This is a genomic window from Chelativorans sp. (assembly GCF_031180965.1).
In the GTDB taxonomy this organism is placed as follows: Bacteria; Pseudomonadota; Alphaproteobacteria; order Rhizobiales; family Rhizobiaceae; genus Chelativorans.
Map to the genome: position 1 here is coordinate 37,707 of NZ_JAPSLH010000024.1, position 16,484 is coordinate 54,190.

At 61.4% G+C, this 16,484-nt stretch carries 14 protein-coding genes and 1 pseudogene; 10 read left to right on the top strand and 5 right to left on the bottom strand.

Going from position 1 to position 16,484, the window contains the following annotated elements; translation table 11 throughout:
* Window positions 1-146 precede the first annotated feature (146 nt).
* Genes RIN79_RS16485 through RIN79_RS16500 form a run of 4 tightly spaced genes read left to right on the top strand, consistent with a single transcriptional unit; the run spans window position 147 to window position 4,340 of the window.
* Window positions 147-1,724 (top strand): ATP-binding protein, encoded by a 1,578-nt coding sequence (locus RIN79_RS16485; RefSeq protein ID WP_309085767.1) that lies wholly within the window; start codon window positions 147-149, stop codon window positions 1,722-1,724.
* Window positions 1,703-2,434 carry an ATP-dependent endonuclease gene (locus tag RIN79_RS16490; RefSeq protein WP_309085768.1) on the top strand — a complete coding sequence of 244 codons (732 nt, stop codon included), beginning with the start codon at window positions 1,703-1,705 and terminating at the stop codon, window positions 2,432-2,434. The genes RIN79_RS16485 and RIN79_RS16490 overlap by 22 nt, the downstream gene beginning before the upstream one ends.
* Window positions 2,431-3,729: a UvrD-helicase domain-containing protein gene (locus RIN79_RS16495; protein WP_309085769.1), complete on the top strand. Its 1,299-nt coding sequence runs from the start codon at window positions 2,431-2,433 to the stop codon at window positions 3,727-3,729. The genes RIN79_RS16490 and RIN79_RS16495 overlap by 4 nt, the downstream gene beginning before the upstream one ends.
* The gene (locus tag RIN79_RS16500) at window positions 3,717-4,340 is read left to right on the top strand and encodes a hypothetical protein (protein ID WP_309085770.1); all 624 of its coding nucleotides are present in this window, start codon (window positions 3,717-3,719) and stop codon (window positions 4,338-4,340) included. Before RIN79_RS16495 ends, RIN79_RS16500 begins: the two co-directional genes overlap by 13 nt.
* A gap of 245 nt (window positions 4,341-4,585) precedes the next feature.
* Here RIN79_RS16500 and RIN79_RS16505 read toward each other — a convergent pair whose 3' ends face one another.
* Window positions 4,586-4,822 (bottom strand): helix-turn-helix transcriptional regulator, encoded by a 237-nt coding sequence (locus tag RIN79_RS16505; RefSeq protein ID WP_309085797.1) that lies wholly within the window; start codon window positions 4,820-4,822, stop codon window positions 4,586-4,588.
* A 121-nt stretch (window positions 4,823-4,943) separates the two neighbouring features.
* Here RIN79_RS16505 and RIN79_RS16510 point away from each other — a divergent pair, with 121 nt between their 5' ends.
* The 3 genes from RIN79_RS16510 to RIN79_RS16520 all read left to right on the top strand — a co-directional run bounded on the left by RIN79_RS16510 (window position 4,944) and on the right by RIN79_RS16520 (window position 7,844).
* Complete coding sequence (locus RIN79_RS16510; protein WP_309085771.1) at window positions 4,944-5,645, top strand: hypothetical protein; 702 nt, start codon at window positions 4,944-4,946, stop codon at window positions 5,643-5,645.
* A 334-nt stretch (window positions 5,646-5,979) separates the two neighbouring features.
* On the top strand, window positions 5,980-6,207 hold the full coding sequence (locus tag RIN79_RS16515) for a hypothetical protein (RefSeq protein WP_309085772.1): 228 nt from the start codon (window positions 5,980-5,982) through the stop codon (window positions 6,205-6,207).
* Entirely contained in the window at window positions 6,204-7,844 is a 1,641-nt protein-coding gene (locus RIN79_RS16520; RefSeq protein WP_309085773.1) for a recombinase family protein, read from the top strand. The genes RIN79_RS16515 and RIN79_RS16520 overlap by 4 nt, the downstream gene beginning before the upstream one ends.
* Window positions 7,845-7,867: 23 nt before the next feature.
* Here RIN79_RS16520 and RIN79_RS16525 read toward each other — a convergent pair whose 3' ends face one another.
* The 3 genes from RIN79_RS16525 to RIN79_RS16535 all read right to left on the bottom strand — a co-directional run bounded on the left by RIN79_RS16525 (window position 7,868) and on the right by RIN79_RS16535 (window position 10,828).
* Window positions 7,868-9,565 carry a recombinase family protein gene (locus tag RIN79_RS16525; protein WP_309085774.1) on the bottom strand — a complete coding sequence of 566 codons (1,698 nt, stop codon included), beginning with the start codon at window positions 9,563-9,565 and terminating at the stop codon, window positions 7,868-7,870.
* A gap of 23 nt (window positions 9,566-9,588) precedes the next feature.
* Window positions 9,589-9,822: a hypothetical protein gene (locus RIN79_RS16530; RefSeq protein ID WP_309085775.1), complete on the bottom strand. Its 234-nt coding sequence runs from the start codon at window positions 9,820-9,822 to the stop codon at window positions 9,589-9,591.
* A 325-nt stretch (window positions 9,823-10,147) separates the two neighbouring features.
* On the bottom strand, window positions 10,148-10,828 hold the full coding sequence (locus RIN79_RS16535) for a hypothetical protein (RefSeq protein ID WP_309085776.1): 681 nt from the start codon (window positions 10,826-10,828) through the stop codon (window positions 10,148-10,150).
* A gap of 144 nt (window positions 10,829-10,972) precedes the next feature.
* On the opposite strand from RIN79_RS16535, the gene RIN79_RS16540 reads away from it, so the two are divergent.
* The gene (locus RIN79_RS16540) at window positions 10,973-11,200 is read left to right on the top strand and encodes a helix-turn-helix transcriptional regulator (RefSeq protein WP_309085778.1); all 228 of its coding nucleotides are present in this window, start codon (window positions 10,973-10,975) and stop codon (window positions 11,198-11,200) included.
* A gap of 40 nt (window positions 11,201-11,240) precedes the next feature.
* Here the strand turns inward: RIN79_RS16540 and RIN79_RS16545 are convergent.
* Window positions 11,241-13,542 (bottom strand): annotated as a pseudogene (locus RIN79_RS16545) (hypothetical protein).
* Between the two features lie 941 nt (window positions 13,543-14,483).
* Between RIN79_RS16545 and RIN79_RS16550 the strand changes: the two are divergent.
* Window positions 14,484-15,809 (top strand): DNA cytosine methyltransferase, encoded by a 1,326-nt coding sequence (locus RIN79_RS16550; RefSeq protein WP_309085780.1) that lies wholly within the window; start codon window positions 14,484-14,486, stop codon window positions 15,807-15,809.
* Window positions 15,810-16,041: 232 nt separating this feature from the next.
* Window positions 16,042-16,461 carry a very short patch repair endonuclease gene (locus tag RIN79_RS16555; RefSeq protein WP_309085781.1) on the top strand — a complete coding sequence of 140 codons (420 nt, stop codon included), beginning with the start codon at window positions 16,042-16,044 and terminating at the stop codon, window positions 16,459-16,461.
* Window positions 16,462-16,484: the final 23 nt, after the last annotated feature.

A 16,484-nucleotide genomic window follows, 5' to 3' on the forward strand; every position in this document is an offset into this window, starting at 1 on the left:
GTCGATCGGAAGCGAGGTCTAGCCTGCGGACCAGCGTTCGCTTTGGGGCCGGCTGCGGACCGGCAACTTTCAGCAGCTAAGGCGGGCTACTGTTTTCGTGTGAGTCAGGCTAAATGCTACACTAAGCTGTGGTTTGAGGGGCTGAGATGCATATTGCTCATCTTGAAATCGCGAATTTTCGAAAATTGCTTTCGGTACGGATCGACCTGGCCGACAAGACCACGCTTCTTGTTGGCGCAAACAACAGCGGAAAGACCTCGGCCATGCTTGCGCTCCGCCGCTTTCTTACCAAACGCGGCAGGACTTTCGAGAAGTACGACCTGACACTTTGCCACTGGGCCGGCATCGACGCCCTTGGACAAACTTGGATCGACGCCGAGGGAGCGGAGCCTCCGGACCTTGAGATGGACGCCTGGGTACCGTTCCTGCCTGTCCTCGACATCTGGTTCAACGTCGCCCCCAACGAACTGCACTTCGTAAGCAAGCTGGTACCCAAGCTCGACTGGACCGGCGGCAGACTCGGCGTGCGGTTGCGGCTCGAGCCGAAGGATATTCCGGCGCTCCATAAGGAATTCATGGAATCGTTCGCGAACGCGCAGAAGATGAAGGCCGCGATCCCAGCCCCGAGCGCCGAGCCCAGCGCGGCTCCCGCACGTGCCCCGAAGCTGACCCTGTGGCCGAGGTCGCTGATGGATTTCTTGGAGCGACGCCTCAACGCGCATTTCGAGGTACGAGCTTACACGCTCGATCCGGATAAACTTGTCGAGCCCATTAACTCCTTGGCTCAACCCCAGCAGCTCATTGCCGGCATCCCGCCACATGAAGGCGACCCGCTTGCCGGCCTCATCCGGGTCGATGAGATCAGCGCGCAGCGGGGAATTGGCGAAGCCCATCGCGGCGACGACGAAGAGGGCGTATCATCGCCCGGAGGCCAAAGGCTTTCCGATCAGGTACGTGCCTACTACAGGCGGCACCTCGATCCATCGGAGCACCCCGATCCGGCCGATATCGGCGCGCTGCAGGCGATCGAAGAAGCGCAGGACGCGTTCGACCTGAAGCTTACGGAGAGTTTCAAGGATGCCTTCACCGAAGTTGAAACGATGGGCTATCCAGGGATCACCGATCCCAAGCCGCATGTCTCAACCCGGCTGAAACCCGTCGATGGCCTCAACCACCAGGCCGCCATTTCTTTCCAGGTGGACGTAGTGAAGGGGGATGGCGCGGTCGTGCCGGTGCTGCGATTGCCCGAGGGAAACAACGGCCTGGGGTACCAAAACCTCATCTCGATGATCTTCCGGCTGATGAGCTTCCGGGCCGCCTGGATGCGGGTGGGGAAAGCTGCCAAGGCACCGGATGCGGGCCAGTTGGAGCCCCTGCACCTCGTTCTGGTCGAGGAGCCGGAGGCACATCTGCACGCCCAGGTCCAGCAAGTCTTCATCAAGAAGGCCTACGAGGTTCTGCGAGCGCATGTAGACTTGGGAGACAACCCAGCGCTGTGTACGCAACTAGTCGTCAGCACGCATTCGAGCCATGTCGCCCATGAGACCTCCTACGACTGCTTGCGCTACTTCCGGCGCCTGCCGGCGGGTGTGAACAAGGTGCAGATCCCGACCTCCGTGGTGATCAACCTGACCAATGCGTTCGGCGACGAGAGTGAAACCAAGCGCTTCGTCACGCGCTACCTTAGGGCGCAGCCTCCGATGTGTTCTTTGCCGACGCCGTGATACTGGTTGAAGGCTCCGCCGAGCGGATGTTCCTGCCCAATTTCATCGCGCGAGACTATGCCCGCGTGAACCAGGGCTATGTGAGCATGCTGGAGGTCGGCGGCAGCCACGCGCATCGGTTGAAGCCACTGATCGATCTTCTCGGTATTACCACCCTCATCATTACCGACCTCGACGCCCAGTTGGGCGAGGCCGTGCAGCCGAAGGTCGGCGAAGGCCAGGTCACCAACAACGATACGCTCAAATCGTGGTGGCCCAAGAAAACCGAGATCGACGAGTTACTCGCGCCTGGTATCGACAAGGTGCTAAAGCAGACTGCCCTGCATGAAGTGCGCGTGGCCTACCAGACGCCGATCGATGTCGTCTGGCCCGAAGGCGCACCAACCCAGACGGCTATGCCCTACACCTTCGAGGACGCGCTCGCGTTCACCAACATGAAGTTCTTCTCCGAGCTCGAGGGTATCGGCCTTGTCGCCAAGTTCAGAGAGGCAATATCCGGTTCGGCAAGTGTGGCCGAGACCGGGGCGAAGCTCTTCCAGGCGCTTCGCAAAGGCGTAAAGGCCGAGTTCGCGCTCAACGTACTGGGGGCAGAGGGCTTCGACAAGCTCGCTGTGCCTGCCTACATCGCCGACGGACTTGCGTGGCTGAACGGGCAACTCGAGAAAAAGCAGATCGAGGTGCTGTCCACTGACCTGGGAGGCGACAAATGATTGCCGATCAGCTGGACGACGGTCAGCGGGACAAGAGGGCGGATGAGCTTATCCGGGGATGCCTAAACCTGGACACGCCGCAAAGCTTCTTCCTTTTCGCAGGCGCGGGTTCGGGCAAGACGCGGTCGCTCGTCGATGCGGTCAATCATGTCCTGTCGACCCCGAGCGGCAAGCGCTTAGCACTGGCGAGGCAGAAGGTTGGCGTTATCACCTATACGAATGCTGCATGCGACGAGATTGCCAGCCGTCTCAAATATGACGCGCGGGTGGACATCTCGACCATCCACGCCTTCGCATGGTCGATGATTAGCGGATACAACGATGACATCCGGATGTGGGTCAAGGCCAATCTCGAAACCCGGATTGCTGAGCTTGAACAACAGATTGCCGGCACGAAAAATCAAGCCACAAAGACGCACCAGGACCGCGTCCGCTCCCTCGCGAGCAAGCGCCGGAGGCTAGCTGCCCTGTCGGGAGTGAAAAAGTTCATTTACAGCCCTACCGGTGACAACCAGACGCGCGACGCGCTCAATCACGCCGAGGTCATCTCGATTACTTCGGAGTTCCTGACGAATAAGCGGCTCCTGCAGTTGCTACTCATCTCGAGGTATCCGTTCCTCTTGGTCGATGAGAGCCAGGACACCAACCGGCACCTTATGAACGCCTTGCTCACGGTACAGGCCGCGCATACCCGGACATTCGCGCTGGGCCTGCTTGGTGACACCATGCAGCGTATCTATGCGGACGGTAAGGTCGATCTGGGCAAGAACCTGCCGGGCTGGGTATTTCCCCAGAAGGTTATGAACCATCGCTGTCCACACCGGGTCATCAGGCTCATCAATCGAATTCGTGCCGATGCGGATGGCCTCGTGCAGGAAGGGCGGCGCGAAAAGCCCGAAGGGTTTGTCAGGCTATTCGCTCTTCCCGCATCCGTTCCGGACAAGATGATGGCGGAACGGCTGATCGCCCAGAAGATGTCGGAAGTGACTGGCGACCCGGCCTGGGCCTCAGCGGAGCGTGACTTCAAGACACTCACACTCGAACACCACATGGCGGCCGTCCGCTTCGGCTTTGCCCGGATGTTCGAGCCGATCTATGCCGAGGACAGGCTGCAGACGTCGCTGCTCGAGGGAACATCGGCACTCTTCGCTTCTTCAGCAAGGAGGTCTTGCCGCTCGTCAAGGCGCTCCGTGCCGAGGATGACTTCGCCGTGGCAGCGGTGGTGCGGAAGTTTTCGCCACTGCTCGATCCCGCCGCGCTCAAGGCAACCCAGGAAAAGCAGATGGAGCAGCTAAAGCGCGCCAACGAGGCGGCCCGTAGCCTGAAAGCCATCGTAGACAGCGCGCAGAACCCAACGTTCCGAGACGTACTCCAGGAAGTTGCTCGAACCGGTCTCTTCACCGTTCCGGACGCGTTGCTTCCCTTTGCGCAGCCCGACGATCCCGGAGTTGTGGATCAAGAGCCGAGCGATGGTGGGCCGCCCGAGGTCTTTGATACCTCCGAGACAGCCGCGTGGCGGAGCATGCTGGCTTCGCCGTTCGACCAGATAGAGGCTTATGACCAGTACGTGAGCGGGCGATCGCCATTCGGCACGCATCAAGGGGTCAAGGGGCTGGAGTTTCCTCGGGTCATGGTCGTCATCAGTGACGATGAAGCACGAGGGTTCCTGTTCAAGTACGATAAGCTTTTCGGCCTCGAGCAAAAAAGCGCTACCGATCTGAAGCGAGAAGCAAGCGGCGAGGAAACAAGTATCGATCGGACCCGGCGGCTCTTCTACGTCACCTGCAGCCGTGCCGAAGAGAGCCTTGCCATTGTGTGCTACACCTCGAATCCGCAGGGGCTGGTGAACACCGTCATTTCGCGCGGGTGGTTCGACGGTACCGAAGCGTCGGTGTTTGCCCTGTAAATTGTTTGGTCGCCAACCGACATGCGATCGCATCTACTAAAATACGTCGGTCTCGCTTCCGAGTAGGGATAGTTTGGTCGGCAAAGCCGTCTGGGTCACAGGCGTCCGCTTGTGGCGCAAACGTGCAGGATCCGCAGTGTGTGTGCACGTCCGCTTGTCCGCTTCTGGGTTGCGGTTGTGCTCCGATCAGTGTCTGACTTCGGGCGCGAAGCGGTCGTTACCGTCTTGATCGGCGGATCTTTGTCTCACGCTCGGCGTGCGAGCCGCACGCCTGGCCCTCCGCCATTCTCTGGAATGAACTCGACACCAGCCGCCTGGAGAGAAAGCACAAGGGCCTGGACGATCGATGCGGATACCGATCCTGCATCCCGCTCTGCCTGCACAATAGTCCGCAAACTTACCTTCGATAGATCCGCCAATTCTTGCTGAGAAATATCGAGAAGTGCACGGGCAGCGCGAATTTGAGCGGGGGTCACTTTCATTGTCCACGTGATCTCGTTTGCACAAAAAGCGCAAATCTGCCTATAATGCGAAAAGGCTGCTGAAGGTGTTCTGACCACCGCCAGCAGCTTAACCACAACCAAGCTTCAAGGAGCTCGGATCATGGCTGATTCCGACAATACCACGAGTTTGTCTTTCGTCACCCGCAGGCGAGTGCTTGCTGGATCGGTTATCGCGGCCGGTACATGGGCGTCTCCGGGCAATGCACTTGCCCACTTCTCCGCGGTGGAGCAGGAGCTTTTGGACCCGGCGCTTGCGCTTTGGCGCGAATGGGAGATCGCGCACAGGCTCGCGGAGCGGCTTTGCCGCAAGCAACAGCGTCTGGAAACGAAGCTGGCGAGGAGCATCGGTTTTCCGCGGGTTATCGTCTCCCTGCCTGACGGTGAGCGCGTCACCGTCCATTCTGTCGATGAGCTCGATGAGCTGTTTGACCAGAATCCTGGTTTCTACGCGATCCGTGCGAAGGCAGAAGCGGAATTCGCGGCTCACCAGGCTCGATGGGACGCCGCCGACGCGGAGGTTGGCTATTCCGCTGCCCTCCGCGCCGAGCGGGAAGCTGGAGAGCAGGCGGCGGAGCTGCTGGAGGCGTTGGCAGTAACACCCGCAACATCGCTCGCGGGCATTGCCGGCAAGCTGGATGCCGTGCTGCGCTCGGGAGAGGCGTGGGAGGATTGTTCCGAATTTCCCTGGCCACAAATCAGATCCGCGCTCAACGACTTGGTTCGCGTGGGCGAACATTTGGCGCCGGGCCAATTCTTTCCCAGTGCGCGGAGGCGGCGTGCGCGGCAATGTTCCGAAGGATAGGCTGGGGCTCCTTCGGGGATGAGCGCTGTCTGCTTCCCGTCAGCAGGCCGGACCGGAACCAGCCCGTCAAGGCCGCAGCCGCTTCGCGGTGGCGCGTGCCGCGCCAGCCTTGACCGGCTGGTTCCGGCCCGGCAAAGGCTGGGGAAGCAGACAAGGCTCCCCTCCGAGCGGCATCGCTCTCGACCTCGGCGCTCTGCGACTGCTGTGGTCACTGCGGTCCCGCAATGGCAGCACGCTCTCTGTGGCTTCGTGCAGGTTGTCCGTTGCGCACGCCGGAGCACCCGCGCTCCACGATGGCGGCGCGGAGCCACTTCCCTGGCCTTCTGCCATCATCATGCTCGGCGCCATGCAGTCGGCGTCAGGCAAAAACGATCCTCGTTCGACGGACAGCACTGCGGCACCCGCCGCGCTGCCCGCGTTGGACAAAGACATGCTTGCGTTCGTTGAAGCTCTTGCAGTCGCCGACGCCAGACGCGATCATCTTGCATCGATCCGCCATCCTGCGCCGCGCGATCCCGCTTCCGAAAGCGCCGGCCAAACAAGCGAGATGATCGACAAATGACACGTGCTGCCATTTATGCCCGGTTCTCGACCGAACTGCAGAATGAAAAGTCCACCGAGGACCAGATCGCCCTGTGCCGAGCCCACGCGCGGCGCGGCGGCTTGGATGTGGTTGCCGTCTATGAGGACAAGGCGCGCTCCGGTGCGTCCGTCTTTGGCCGCGACGGGCTGATGAGCCTCATGGAGGCGGCGCGCCAGCGTGCCTTCGAGGTCGTGGTGGTGGAAGCACTCGATCGCCTGTCGCGCGACATGGAGGATTTGGCCGGCATTCACAAACGGCTGTCGTTCCTCGGTATCGAGATCCAGGCCGTGCACGATGGGACTGCCGATGCGATCTTGGTCGGGCTTCGCGGCCTTGTCGGCCAGTTGCAGCGCGAGGACGGCGCCAAGAAGGTGCGCCGCGGTATGGCGGGCGTCGTGCGCAGCGGGCGACATGCCGGCGGCAGGGCCTACGGCTACCGGCCTGTTCCGGGCCGCCCGGGCGAACTGGAGATTGTTGAAGAGGAGGCGCGCGTCGTCAGGCGCATTTTTTCCGCCTATGCCGCCGGCCAGGCACCCCGCGACATCGCCGGGGCGCTCAATCGTGAAGGGATCGCGCCGCCGCGTGGGGCGCGCTGGAACGCCTCGACGATCAACGGTAATGCGCAGCGCGGCGCCGGGCTGATCTTCAACGAGCTTTATGCCGGGCGCATCGTCTGGAACAAGGTGCGGATGGTGAAGAACCCCGACACCGGCAAGCGCCTTTCCAGGCCGAACCCGAAAGATCAGTGGCAGGTAATCGAGGTGCCGCAGCTTCGCATCGTCGATGACGAGACCTGGCGGTGCGCGCAGGAGATCAAGGCCGAGAAAGCACGTCTGGGTTCTCACATGAAGCGCCGGCCACCGCACCTCCTCTCGGGGCTGCTGCGTTGCGGCTGCTGCGGATCGGGCATGTCGGTGCACGATCGCGACAAGACCGGCAAGACACGGGTTCGCTGCTCGGCCGTCCGCGAGAGCGGCACTTGCTCGAATCGCAGGATCATCTATCTCCCGGAAATCGAAAAGGCGGTCCTCGACGGCATGCGGGAGCAGCTCAAGGACCCCCGCCTGATTGAAGCCTACGCGCGCAAATACAACGAGGAACGCCGACGACTCGCGGGCGAAGCCGCCGACAGGCGTTCACGGCTGGAGACGAAGCGGACACGCGTCGAAGGCGAGCGGCAGCGCACGGTCGATCTCGTCATCCGGGGTGTCATCGGCGACGACGATGCCAGAATGCGCATCGCAGAACTCAAGCAGCAGCGAGAAGAGATCGACGCGGAGCTCGCCCAAGTCGATGCAGAGCCTCCGGTGATCACGCTGCATCCCGCGACCCTGGAGCGATACATCGAGACTGTCGATGCGCTTGCCGGGGCATTGGCCGATCACGCGGCAGCCTCAGAGGAGCGCGGGCCTCTCGTCCAGAGCTTTCGGGCATTGGTTAATAGTGTGACTGTACATCCAAAAGGCGCCCGGGAAGGCTTTGAAATCGAAGTCAAAGGCAAGCTAGCCGCCTTGATTGGAGGCAAGGCGTTTCCCCAGGCGCGCTATAGTGGGGGACGCGTGGTAGCGGAGGAGGGCTACCGCCAATACAGTCCTGCCACTGAGTTTGTGTGCTGAGGCAACGGCTGCAGGCTTCACGCTCATAACCTGAAGGTCACAGGTTGAAATCCTGCCCCCGCAACCATTGATCCCGACACTCCCGAACGTTTTGTTCTGGGAATGTTCTTGTTTCCAGGTTTTTCAACGCCTTCAGCCCCAAGCCAGGCCAGGATCGCGCCAAGCTCGCCGTGCAGCGTGATCTCCATCTCGCCCCGCTTTGCGCCAGGAATGAGCGTCACGCGTTCGATGAGGGCGCGGATCGCCTCGGCCGCTTCCAGCTGATCTTCCGGGTGCTGCAGAGCCGCCGCGAGGCGCTCGACCTTGCGCCGGTATATTTGCCCAACGTTTGGATGAATTTCAGGAAGTGGATTGCTGGCGCCTGCCATTTCATCGCGCAGCGCGTCCTGCTTTACCTCAAGGTCCCGTAAACGATCCATCAGAAGGCGCGTATACCCGCCGCCCTCGATGATATCCAAGATTTCCTTGATTGCCCGATCGACCTTCGCCAGCTCCGCGCGGGCACGTTCCAGCCTGGCGCGGCGCTCGCGGTTAAGTTGGTTGGTCTCTTCGGCATAGGCGCGCAGGGCTGCTTCGGCAGCATCGGGCGCCATGATGCGGTCTCTGAGGCCGGTGAGCACGCGCTCTTCCAGGGCTTGGCGAGCGATCGTATGGCCGTTGCCGCAGGACCTGTTCGTGATATGCGCCGAGCAGGCGAAGCGGGCTTGGCCACGCAACGAGCATGGCCCGCCGCAGACACCACAATGGACCAGACCGGACAGAAGGCTTTTCGGCCGCTGCATGCTGCCGAGCGGGTTCCTCCTGTGATGCTCGCGTACCGCGGCGATGACCTTGGCGTGCTTCTCGGCGATCTCGTTCTGTTTCGCCTTCACCGCTTGCCAGAGCGCGTCATCGACGACGCGCAGCGCTGGCACTTCGGTAACGATCCACTTCTCCGGAGGATTGAGGCGCGAGACGCGCTTCCCTGTCGCCGGATCCTTCACATATCGCTGCCGGTTCCAGACCAGCCGGCCGATATAGAGCTCGTTGTTGATTAAGCCGGTTCCGCGCTTGGCATGACCTCGGATTGTTGTGTCATTCCATAGGTTTCCGTCAGGGCCGGCGATGCCTTGTTCGTTGAGTTCGCGCGCGATGCCGCGGGGTGACATACCAGCCGCGAACTTGCGGAAGACGCGGCGGACGATTTCGGCCTCTTCCGGCACGATCTCGCGATCGCCGCGAATGAGTTCGCCGTTGGCGTCGTGCTTATGGATCGCCCGATAGCCGTAACACAGGCCTCCGCCGGACTTGCCCTTCTCGACCCGGCCTCGCAGCCCGCGATGCGTCTTCATCGCGAGGTCCTTGAGAAACAGCGCGTTCATCGTGCCCTTGAGGCCGACGTGCAGCTCGGTAATCTCACCTTCCGCCAGCGTGACGATGGTCACGCCGGCGAACTTCAGGTGTTTGAAGAGCGTGGCGACGTCTGCCTGATCGCGCGAAATGCGGTCGAGCGCTTCGGCCAGCACGACCTGGAACTGCCCGCACTGCGCGTCGCGGACCAGCTTCTGAATGCCGGGGCGAAGAATTGTGCTCGCCCCGGAGATCGCCGCATCCTGATAGGTGCCCGCAACCTGCCAGCCCTCGCGCGCCGCGTGCTCGCGACATAGCCGCAGTTGATCCTCGATGGAGGCTTCCCGCTGGTTGTCCGAGGAGTAGCGGGCGTAAAGGGCTGCGCCGGGCATCTCGTTCCGTCCTTTGCGTCTGGCTAGCTTGTATTGTGCGTGTTGCTCTCGTTGGTTCCTGGCGGGCGCCCCTCCGGCGGCTGCGTTGGCCGGTTGTCGTTTGCGGCGACAAGCTTCTCGAACTCCTCGCGCGCGATCCGGCGACCGATCAGCCGGGCAAGGGCGAGCACGGCATTCCTGATTTTCTCTCCGGGTGTTGATGCAGTATTGTCGGAATGATCGTTCCTGTCATCACTGGACTGCAACTGTTCTTCCATCGCGACCTCACTTCCGTTTGCGGTGGAACGGGAATGAAGCCGCGAAAGCGGCTGGCCGGGAAGTCTCAGAAACAACGCGTCGTACCGCGGCGTGCAAATACCTGCGCAATTCGCTCGCCAACAGGCGAGGAGGCACCGCTCGCCGAAGATGGAGCGACATCGCTCGCGCCGGTACCTTCTGCTTCCAAAGCATACGCCGGACGGGAGGCAGCCGGTCAAGGCTGGCGCGGAACGCGCCACCGCGAAGCGGCTGCGGCCTTGACGGGCTGGCTCTCGTCCGGCCTCCTGAGGCAAGCAGAGGCTGCCACGCCGGGAGATCCACCACTTATGTTGCGGTGCGTCTGCGCCGGGAGCTCGGGAAGGAATTTGCGGACGCAGTCTTCTCACCGATCTGCAGCAGGTCATCGAGTGCGGAACGGATGAGCGGCCATGGGAATTCGTCGCACTCTTCCCACGCTTCGCCGGTTCGCAGCACGGCGTCGAGCTTGCCCGCCACCCCCATGAGTGACCGAGCCTCCGTCGCAGCCAGCTCTTCCAGCAGATGCTGCGCCCTTTTGCCGGCCCGCAGCTCCGCTTGCAGTGCAGCGGAATAACCGATCTCATGGTCGGCGGCATCCCAGCGCGCCTGATGTGCCGCAAACTCCGCCTCCGCCTTGTTGCGGATGTCTTCGGCTTCCAGCCTATCACCCAGCACCCAGTTGAGCGCCTCGAGCGAGTGCACCGTAACGTCGTCTTCGCCGGGAATGCGGACAACGGCACAAGGAAAGCCAATTGTTCTTGCAAGCCTGGTCTCAAGCCGTTGCTGCTTGCGGCAAAGCCGCTCGGTCCGTTTTTGGGCTGCATCCCACCGCCGCCACAGCGCCACAGCGGGATCGGCTGATTCCGCCACGGCATTGGCGTTCGCGCCATGAGAGGGCGCCAGAACGATTGGCACAATTGCCGTCCCAGCAAGCACTCGCCTGCGGGTGACGAAAGGCAAAGTCGTGGTATTGTCGGAATCAGCCATTGATCCGAGCTCCTTATAGCTTGGGTTGTGGTCAGGCTGCTGAAGGTGGTCGCAACACCGTCAGCAGCCGCGCACAAATCGTATCATAGATACGGTAATCCGAGTGGACGGCTAGATCAACAGAAATCGTATCACTGCTACGAAATGAATGCGATCCAATGTAAAATGGCACGTGTGGCACTTGGGTGGGGGACGCGAGATCTAGCTCGATTTGCTGATGTTTCGCCCGACACTATTGCGCGGCTTGAACGCGGTGAGCGCCTGAAGGAGAGCACAGTCTCAGCTATTCGCTTGGCTTTCGAGAATGCTGGAATTGAATTCATTCCAGAAAACGGCGGTGGGCCAGGCGTAAGGCTGAAGAGGCCAGTCTGATCGACAATGTGGTCGTTGGACGGGGAGCAACAAATCACTGCTAGGCCGCCAGCCACACTTCGTTCAGGATTTTGGCCGCGAGCGCAGCTTTGTCCTGCGGGAGGAAGCGCCCATAATGTTCCGCGACCGTCTCGGGCGTGTCCTGGATCGCGTAGCTGGCCTGCTCGTACGAGCCCGTCTTCTTGAGGATGTGCGTTGCGAGGACATCGCGCACGTTGTGTGGCCCATGAGGAAGCAGACCCTTGATAGCGCCTCTTTCGGTATAGGGATTGTAGATGCCGTAGCGCTGGATGATCAGCCGCCAGGCTTCATAGAACGTGTTCTGGTCGTACTCAGCCGTCGCGCTGCTCGTCTTGACGGTCTTCACGAAGAAGGTCCCCGGGTCCGCCGCGCCGGCCAGAAGACGCGCGCGATGGCGATCAACATAGGCTTCCAGGTGGCAGTAGAGATCGCCGATATCCGGCAAGACCAGCCGGAACGGCTTGTTGCCGAAAATAGGATGAATTGGCGTTCTTGAAGGCGATTGCCGGGATGAGCACCTCCCAGCCGCTCTCCCGCTCGCTCCAGCGAATTTCTCCTCGCTTCATGTCCATAAGCTGGCGTTCCGTTCTTGGCGTGCCGCCTCTCGGGCATAGCAGCAGCTGCCGGAGGTTTTTCTGGCGCACGCCGAGATGCAGGCCCAGGCGGATCATGAGGAAGGAGCGGATTGCTTCTGCCGCGCTGCGCGGATAGCGCCGCTCGTCGGGCATCAATCGCATAATCTCGTCCGCGATCTTTCGGTACTCGCCCACCGGGCTCTCCGCCTCAAGCACCGCCAGAATCGGCTCGAACGGATCGCGGTGCACCTTGGCGACGCGCTGAACCTCTTTGATGCGGCCGGCGCAATGCTTGTGGCAGACGTCGCATGCCGCATTCCAGTCACGCCGGGCGGCCGTGATTTCCTCGCGCGAGATCAGCCCTGCAATCGGAACGAGATGATCGGCGAGATGGGGACTCTGCCGCAACCAGCCGGTCTCAGTCCGCGTCAGCGCCATGGCGATCCGCAGCATGTCGACCTCCCAAGCAGTGAAGAAGCCGCGCCGCTGCTCCCGCCACTGCAGATACCAATCCCATACGGCCGGGAATACCAGGAGGCCGAAGGTGAGCGATTGCAATGGCACGCCACGCCCGCGAACGGCGCTACCTGGAGATGCCGTCAGGGCACCAAAGAGCAAGCCGAGATGCTCGACCTTCTGCGAGGCCGTCTCCTGGCCCCAGACGCCCAGCCGCTGATACCCGAATGCCGCGAGCGTTGCCGTCTTGAAGCTCAACAGCTCCGCCATCTCGCTGCGAAGCCGTGCAGGCGCGTCGACCGTCCTTGTCATGACCGACGCGTCGGTTTCCCCATCGTTGTCAAGGTCGAGCAGAGCGCTCCTGCCTCCGCGCGAGCCCCTGTCCGTCCTGCAACAAACCCGGGAAGCGCACCGCGAAACGGTGCTTCATGGCCGCTGCCTCGAAGCGGCGGTAGTCGGTCGAACCCGAGATGATCACCTAGCGAACCAGTTCAGGATTTCTTCCTGCTCCGCGGAAGATCGCTTCTCGAAATCGTCTGGCAGGTGCCACGCCAGCCGCCGCCGCTCAGCGCTGGAGATTCCGGCGGGCTGGTGGCCGGATGCGGAGTGCTGCTTGTTCGGCAGCTTGTTCTTGAAATAGCCGGGTGGCAGCCGGTATCGCCGTTCGATCCGGCCGAGCACCTCCAAGCTCTCAACGCTCCGCGGCGCCCGAGTTCCCCTTATCCACGTCAGCAGCGTCTTCCTGTCGAACAATTCCCCGGGGCGCACCACGGCCCGGTACAAATACCAGCAGTTGTCGCCATGCCGTTCCATGTGTAGCCGCAGGGCTTCAGGAAACGTTTCCGGGTCTTGCCAACTCGTCCACTTCGGCTCTGGGAATTCAACAATGGGTTTCGGCTTCGCGCCTCTGCGCGCGCCGCCGGGGCGGCGGGCAGGCGGATCAGCTCGCACGTTCTCCGGCTTTGCCTCGGGCCGCGCTTCTACCGGGGCGCTAGCTCGCCCCCTCTTCGTGTGCCGCGCTGGCGCTGCTCTGGTTCTCCCGCTGCTCGGGCGCCGCCCGAGGTAACGCGTGATGGCATCGAAGCTTGGCTGCAGGACCCGGGATGCGGCGAGAAGCACGTTCGGCTCGATCTCGCATTCATCGCCGACAAGGGCCCAGTCGACCGCCTGCCCGCGCCTCGGCGGCAACAGCTCCTCTTCGATGAGCCTTAGCAGGTAGAGACGTAGATTCTCCAGCTCGCGCGGCGGCAGAACCATGGCCGCCCGGGACCGCACGAAGTCGGAGATCATCCGAGAGAAGGTCGAATGGTTGGAAACTGTCATCGGGTTGAAGAACGACTGGCGGGAAGCGCGAACAGCTTGGCTTCAGATCAGCCTGCTGGGCTCGCGCGGGCGACGCTGAAATAGCGGGATGCCGCCAGAGACTGAAGGCTTAACGAATCGATTTCCACAACCGAGTCGAATGCCGGTCATCTCGCGCGATGTGCAGCTTTCCTTGGAAGAATTGAGAAAATCACGCGCGTGCACCTCGCACTATTTTGGTGCACCTCGCAGTGCCGCCTTGTTCTCCCGCCCTCCGACCGAGCCACACCTCGCGGCCCTTTATCCTGCAGTCCTAATCGGCTGTGCTTTCGCAGTTCTGTTCGGCATCGTCGCTTCCTTCTCTTTCTACTAAATTGTACTTCGCAGCATCCCGCAGCGCGAGTGTCCGTGTGCGGCGTCAGGTCCGGTGCGCCGTGCAGTCCTCCGCGCTCAGCGACGGGGTGTTTCGGCTGCTCGTTGGCAGCGCCGTTGCCGCCGCGGCGCATCTCTCCATCGGACCCACGGGGCAGCATCACAGGCACTCCGGCGTGGTCCGGTGACGCCGTCCGGCGTCCGGCCACAGGCAAGATAGCGTACGTCCCGTCGTCCTTGGTCTGCACCGGTCCTCGTCCGCCGCAGCGGAGCTCCTTGTTCAGATCGCGCCGGTCACCACGATTGCGCGCGCCCTTCAGGCGTCGTTCCCATGCTCACCGATATGCCCCCAGAAGCTTGCTGTCCTTACGCGGGGCGCGTCTTTGCAGCACCGCGAGCGCAGTCAGCAGTGTCAACAATCCCCAACGAAGTGACGGGAGTTCGTTGATATGAGTTAGGGCGATGGGTAAGTTGCCACACATAGACGAACGGCGGGTGGATCTCTTGTCCTTTCTGACGCGCCGCGGTTTGGGCAGGGATTTGGATGTGTGAGGGGGATGAGGACTCATAAGTTCGTAGATTTGTTCGCTGGCTGCGGCGGCCTATCGCTGGGACTCTCCCTAGCCGGCTTGCGAGGCCTTTTTGCCATTGAACGGGACGCGATGGCATTTGAAACCTTTGCAGCAAATTTCAGGTCTGAGTGTCCGCTGGCCGATCTCGAATTCGAATGGCCATCTTGGCTGGAGCAGCGGGCCTGGGGGATTGAGGAGTTGCTTGAGGAGCATCTGTCCCAGCTTAAGCAATTACGCGGCATCGTTGATGTCTTGGCAGGTGGTCCTCCGTGCCAAGGATTCAGTTTCGCTGGGCGGCGAGTGGCGGATGATCCAAGAAATCTCCTTTTCCAGAAGTATGTGGAAGCCGTTGATGCGATCCGGCCCAATGTGCTGATTCTTGAAAACGTACCCGGTATGCGGGTCGTCCATCGACCATCTAATGTGGTGGAACTTCCGTTGGGGCCGGCGCCAACGAAACGTTCCTTCTACGACAAACTCGTGGAAAGCTTGGACCTGATCGAATATGACGTTCAGGCCGTACTGCTTGATGCGTCGCGCTTCGGCGTGCCCCAGAAGCGGTCGCGACTCATCGCTATCGGCGTGCGGAGAGATCTGCTCCAGTGGCTCGATGGTGGTATTGATCGCGTCTTCACGCTCTTGGAGCAGGCCCGCGAGATGCAGCTTATCGAGCTTGGGCTAGCCGAGACGATTTCCGCCTCCGAGGCCATTTCAGATCTGGAGACCACCGGCGCGTCGCTCCACGCTTGCGAAGATCCCGAATCGCCGCGCGGGTTTCTGGAAGTGCGCCGCGGTGAGGCAACGACAGGGTACCAGCGACTGATGCGCGGCGGCGCCAACCAGTTGCCCAACAGCATGCGCCTTGCTAGACACCGAGACGATGTGCGCGATCGCTTTGCCCGCATCCTTGCGGAATGCCGGCGAGGTGTTCGCATGGATGACGAGTCGCGTCGCGGTTACGGTTTGAAGAAGCACCGCATATATCCGCTTTCAGCGACTAGCCCCGCGCCAACCATCACGACGCTACCAGACGACGTGCTACACTACTCCGAGCCACGCATCCTTACAGTTCGCGAAAGCGCACGGCTCCAATCGTTTCCCGACTGGTTTCAATTCAAAGGCAAGTTTACGACGGGCGGCGATCGGCGGACAAAGGAATGTCCACGATACACTCAGGTTGGTAATGCTGTGCCGCCGTATCTAGCCCGCGCGATCGGAGCTGCACTTCGCAGGGCGCTCGAGGAGATTGAGGTTGCGAGGGAGGCGTTCGGCCAAGAGGGCCAACACCATCCCATAGCTGCATGCAGGTAGCACGTTGGCCGCCTGGGGTACGAAGCCCTTTTCCAGCGGAACTACTAGGGTAGACTAGCGGCCGCCGGCTTTCCCTCAAAAACAGTCAAGGTGGCCCGCAGGCAGACTGTTCGCGTCGAGGATTGTTCGTCCGCAATGCACCTGAGGGATTTCTACGGTCCTACCCTCAAGCCTAACTCTTCGCGTAAGGCAATACAACGGAACCCGCCATGCCGGACAGTGTTGAACCCCTATGGCTGATACTCTCACACCCCAGCAACGCTCCAGACGGATGTCGTTGATCCGCTCATCAAATACGAACCCGGAAATAGCCATACGCAAAGCACTCCACCGGCTTGGTCTCCGTTATAAGCTCGGCAATAAGGACCTCCCCGGAAAGCCCGACCTAGTCTTCCCGCGCCACAAGGTCGCTCTGTTCGTACATGGCTGCTTCTGGCATCGGCATGAAAGGTGCAAGGTTGCCAACATGCCGAAGTCCAACACCGCATTCTGGGAGGCAAAGTTCGAGCGGAACGTTGCGCGTGACCTCGCTGTAAAAAAGGCCCTCGAAAACCTAGGTTGGCGCGTCAAGATCGTTTGGGAATGCGAGCTTGCACCGAAGTATTTGGAAGATACGGCACGTCGTATTTATGAATCCTTCAGGTCACTCTAGCTCGGCGCGATCAACTCAAGGTT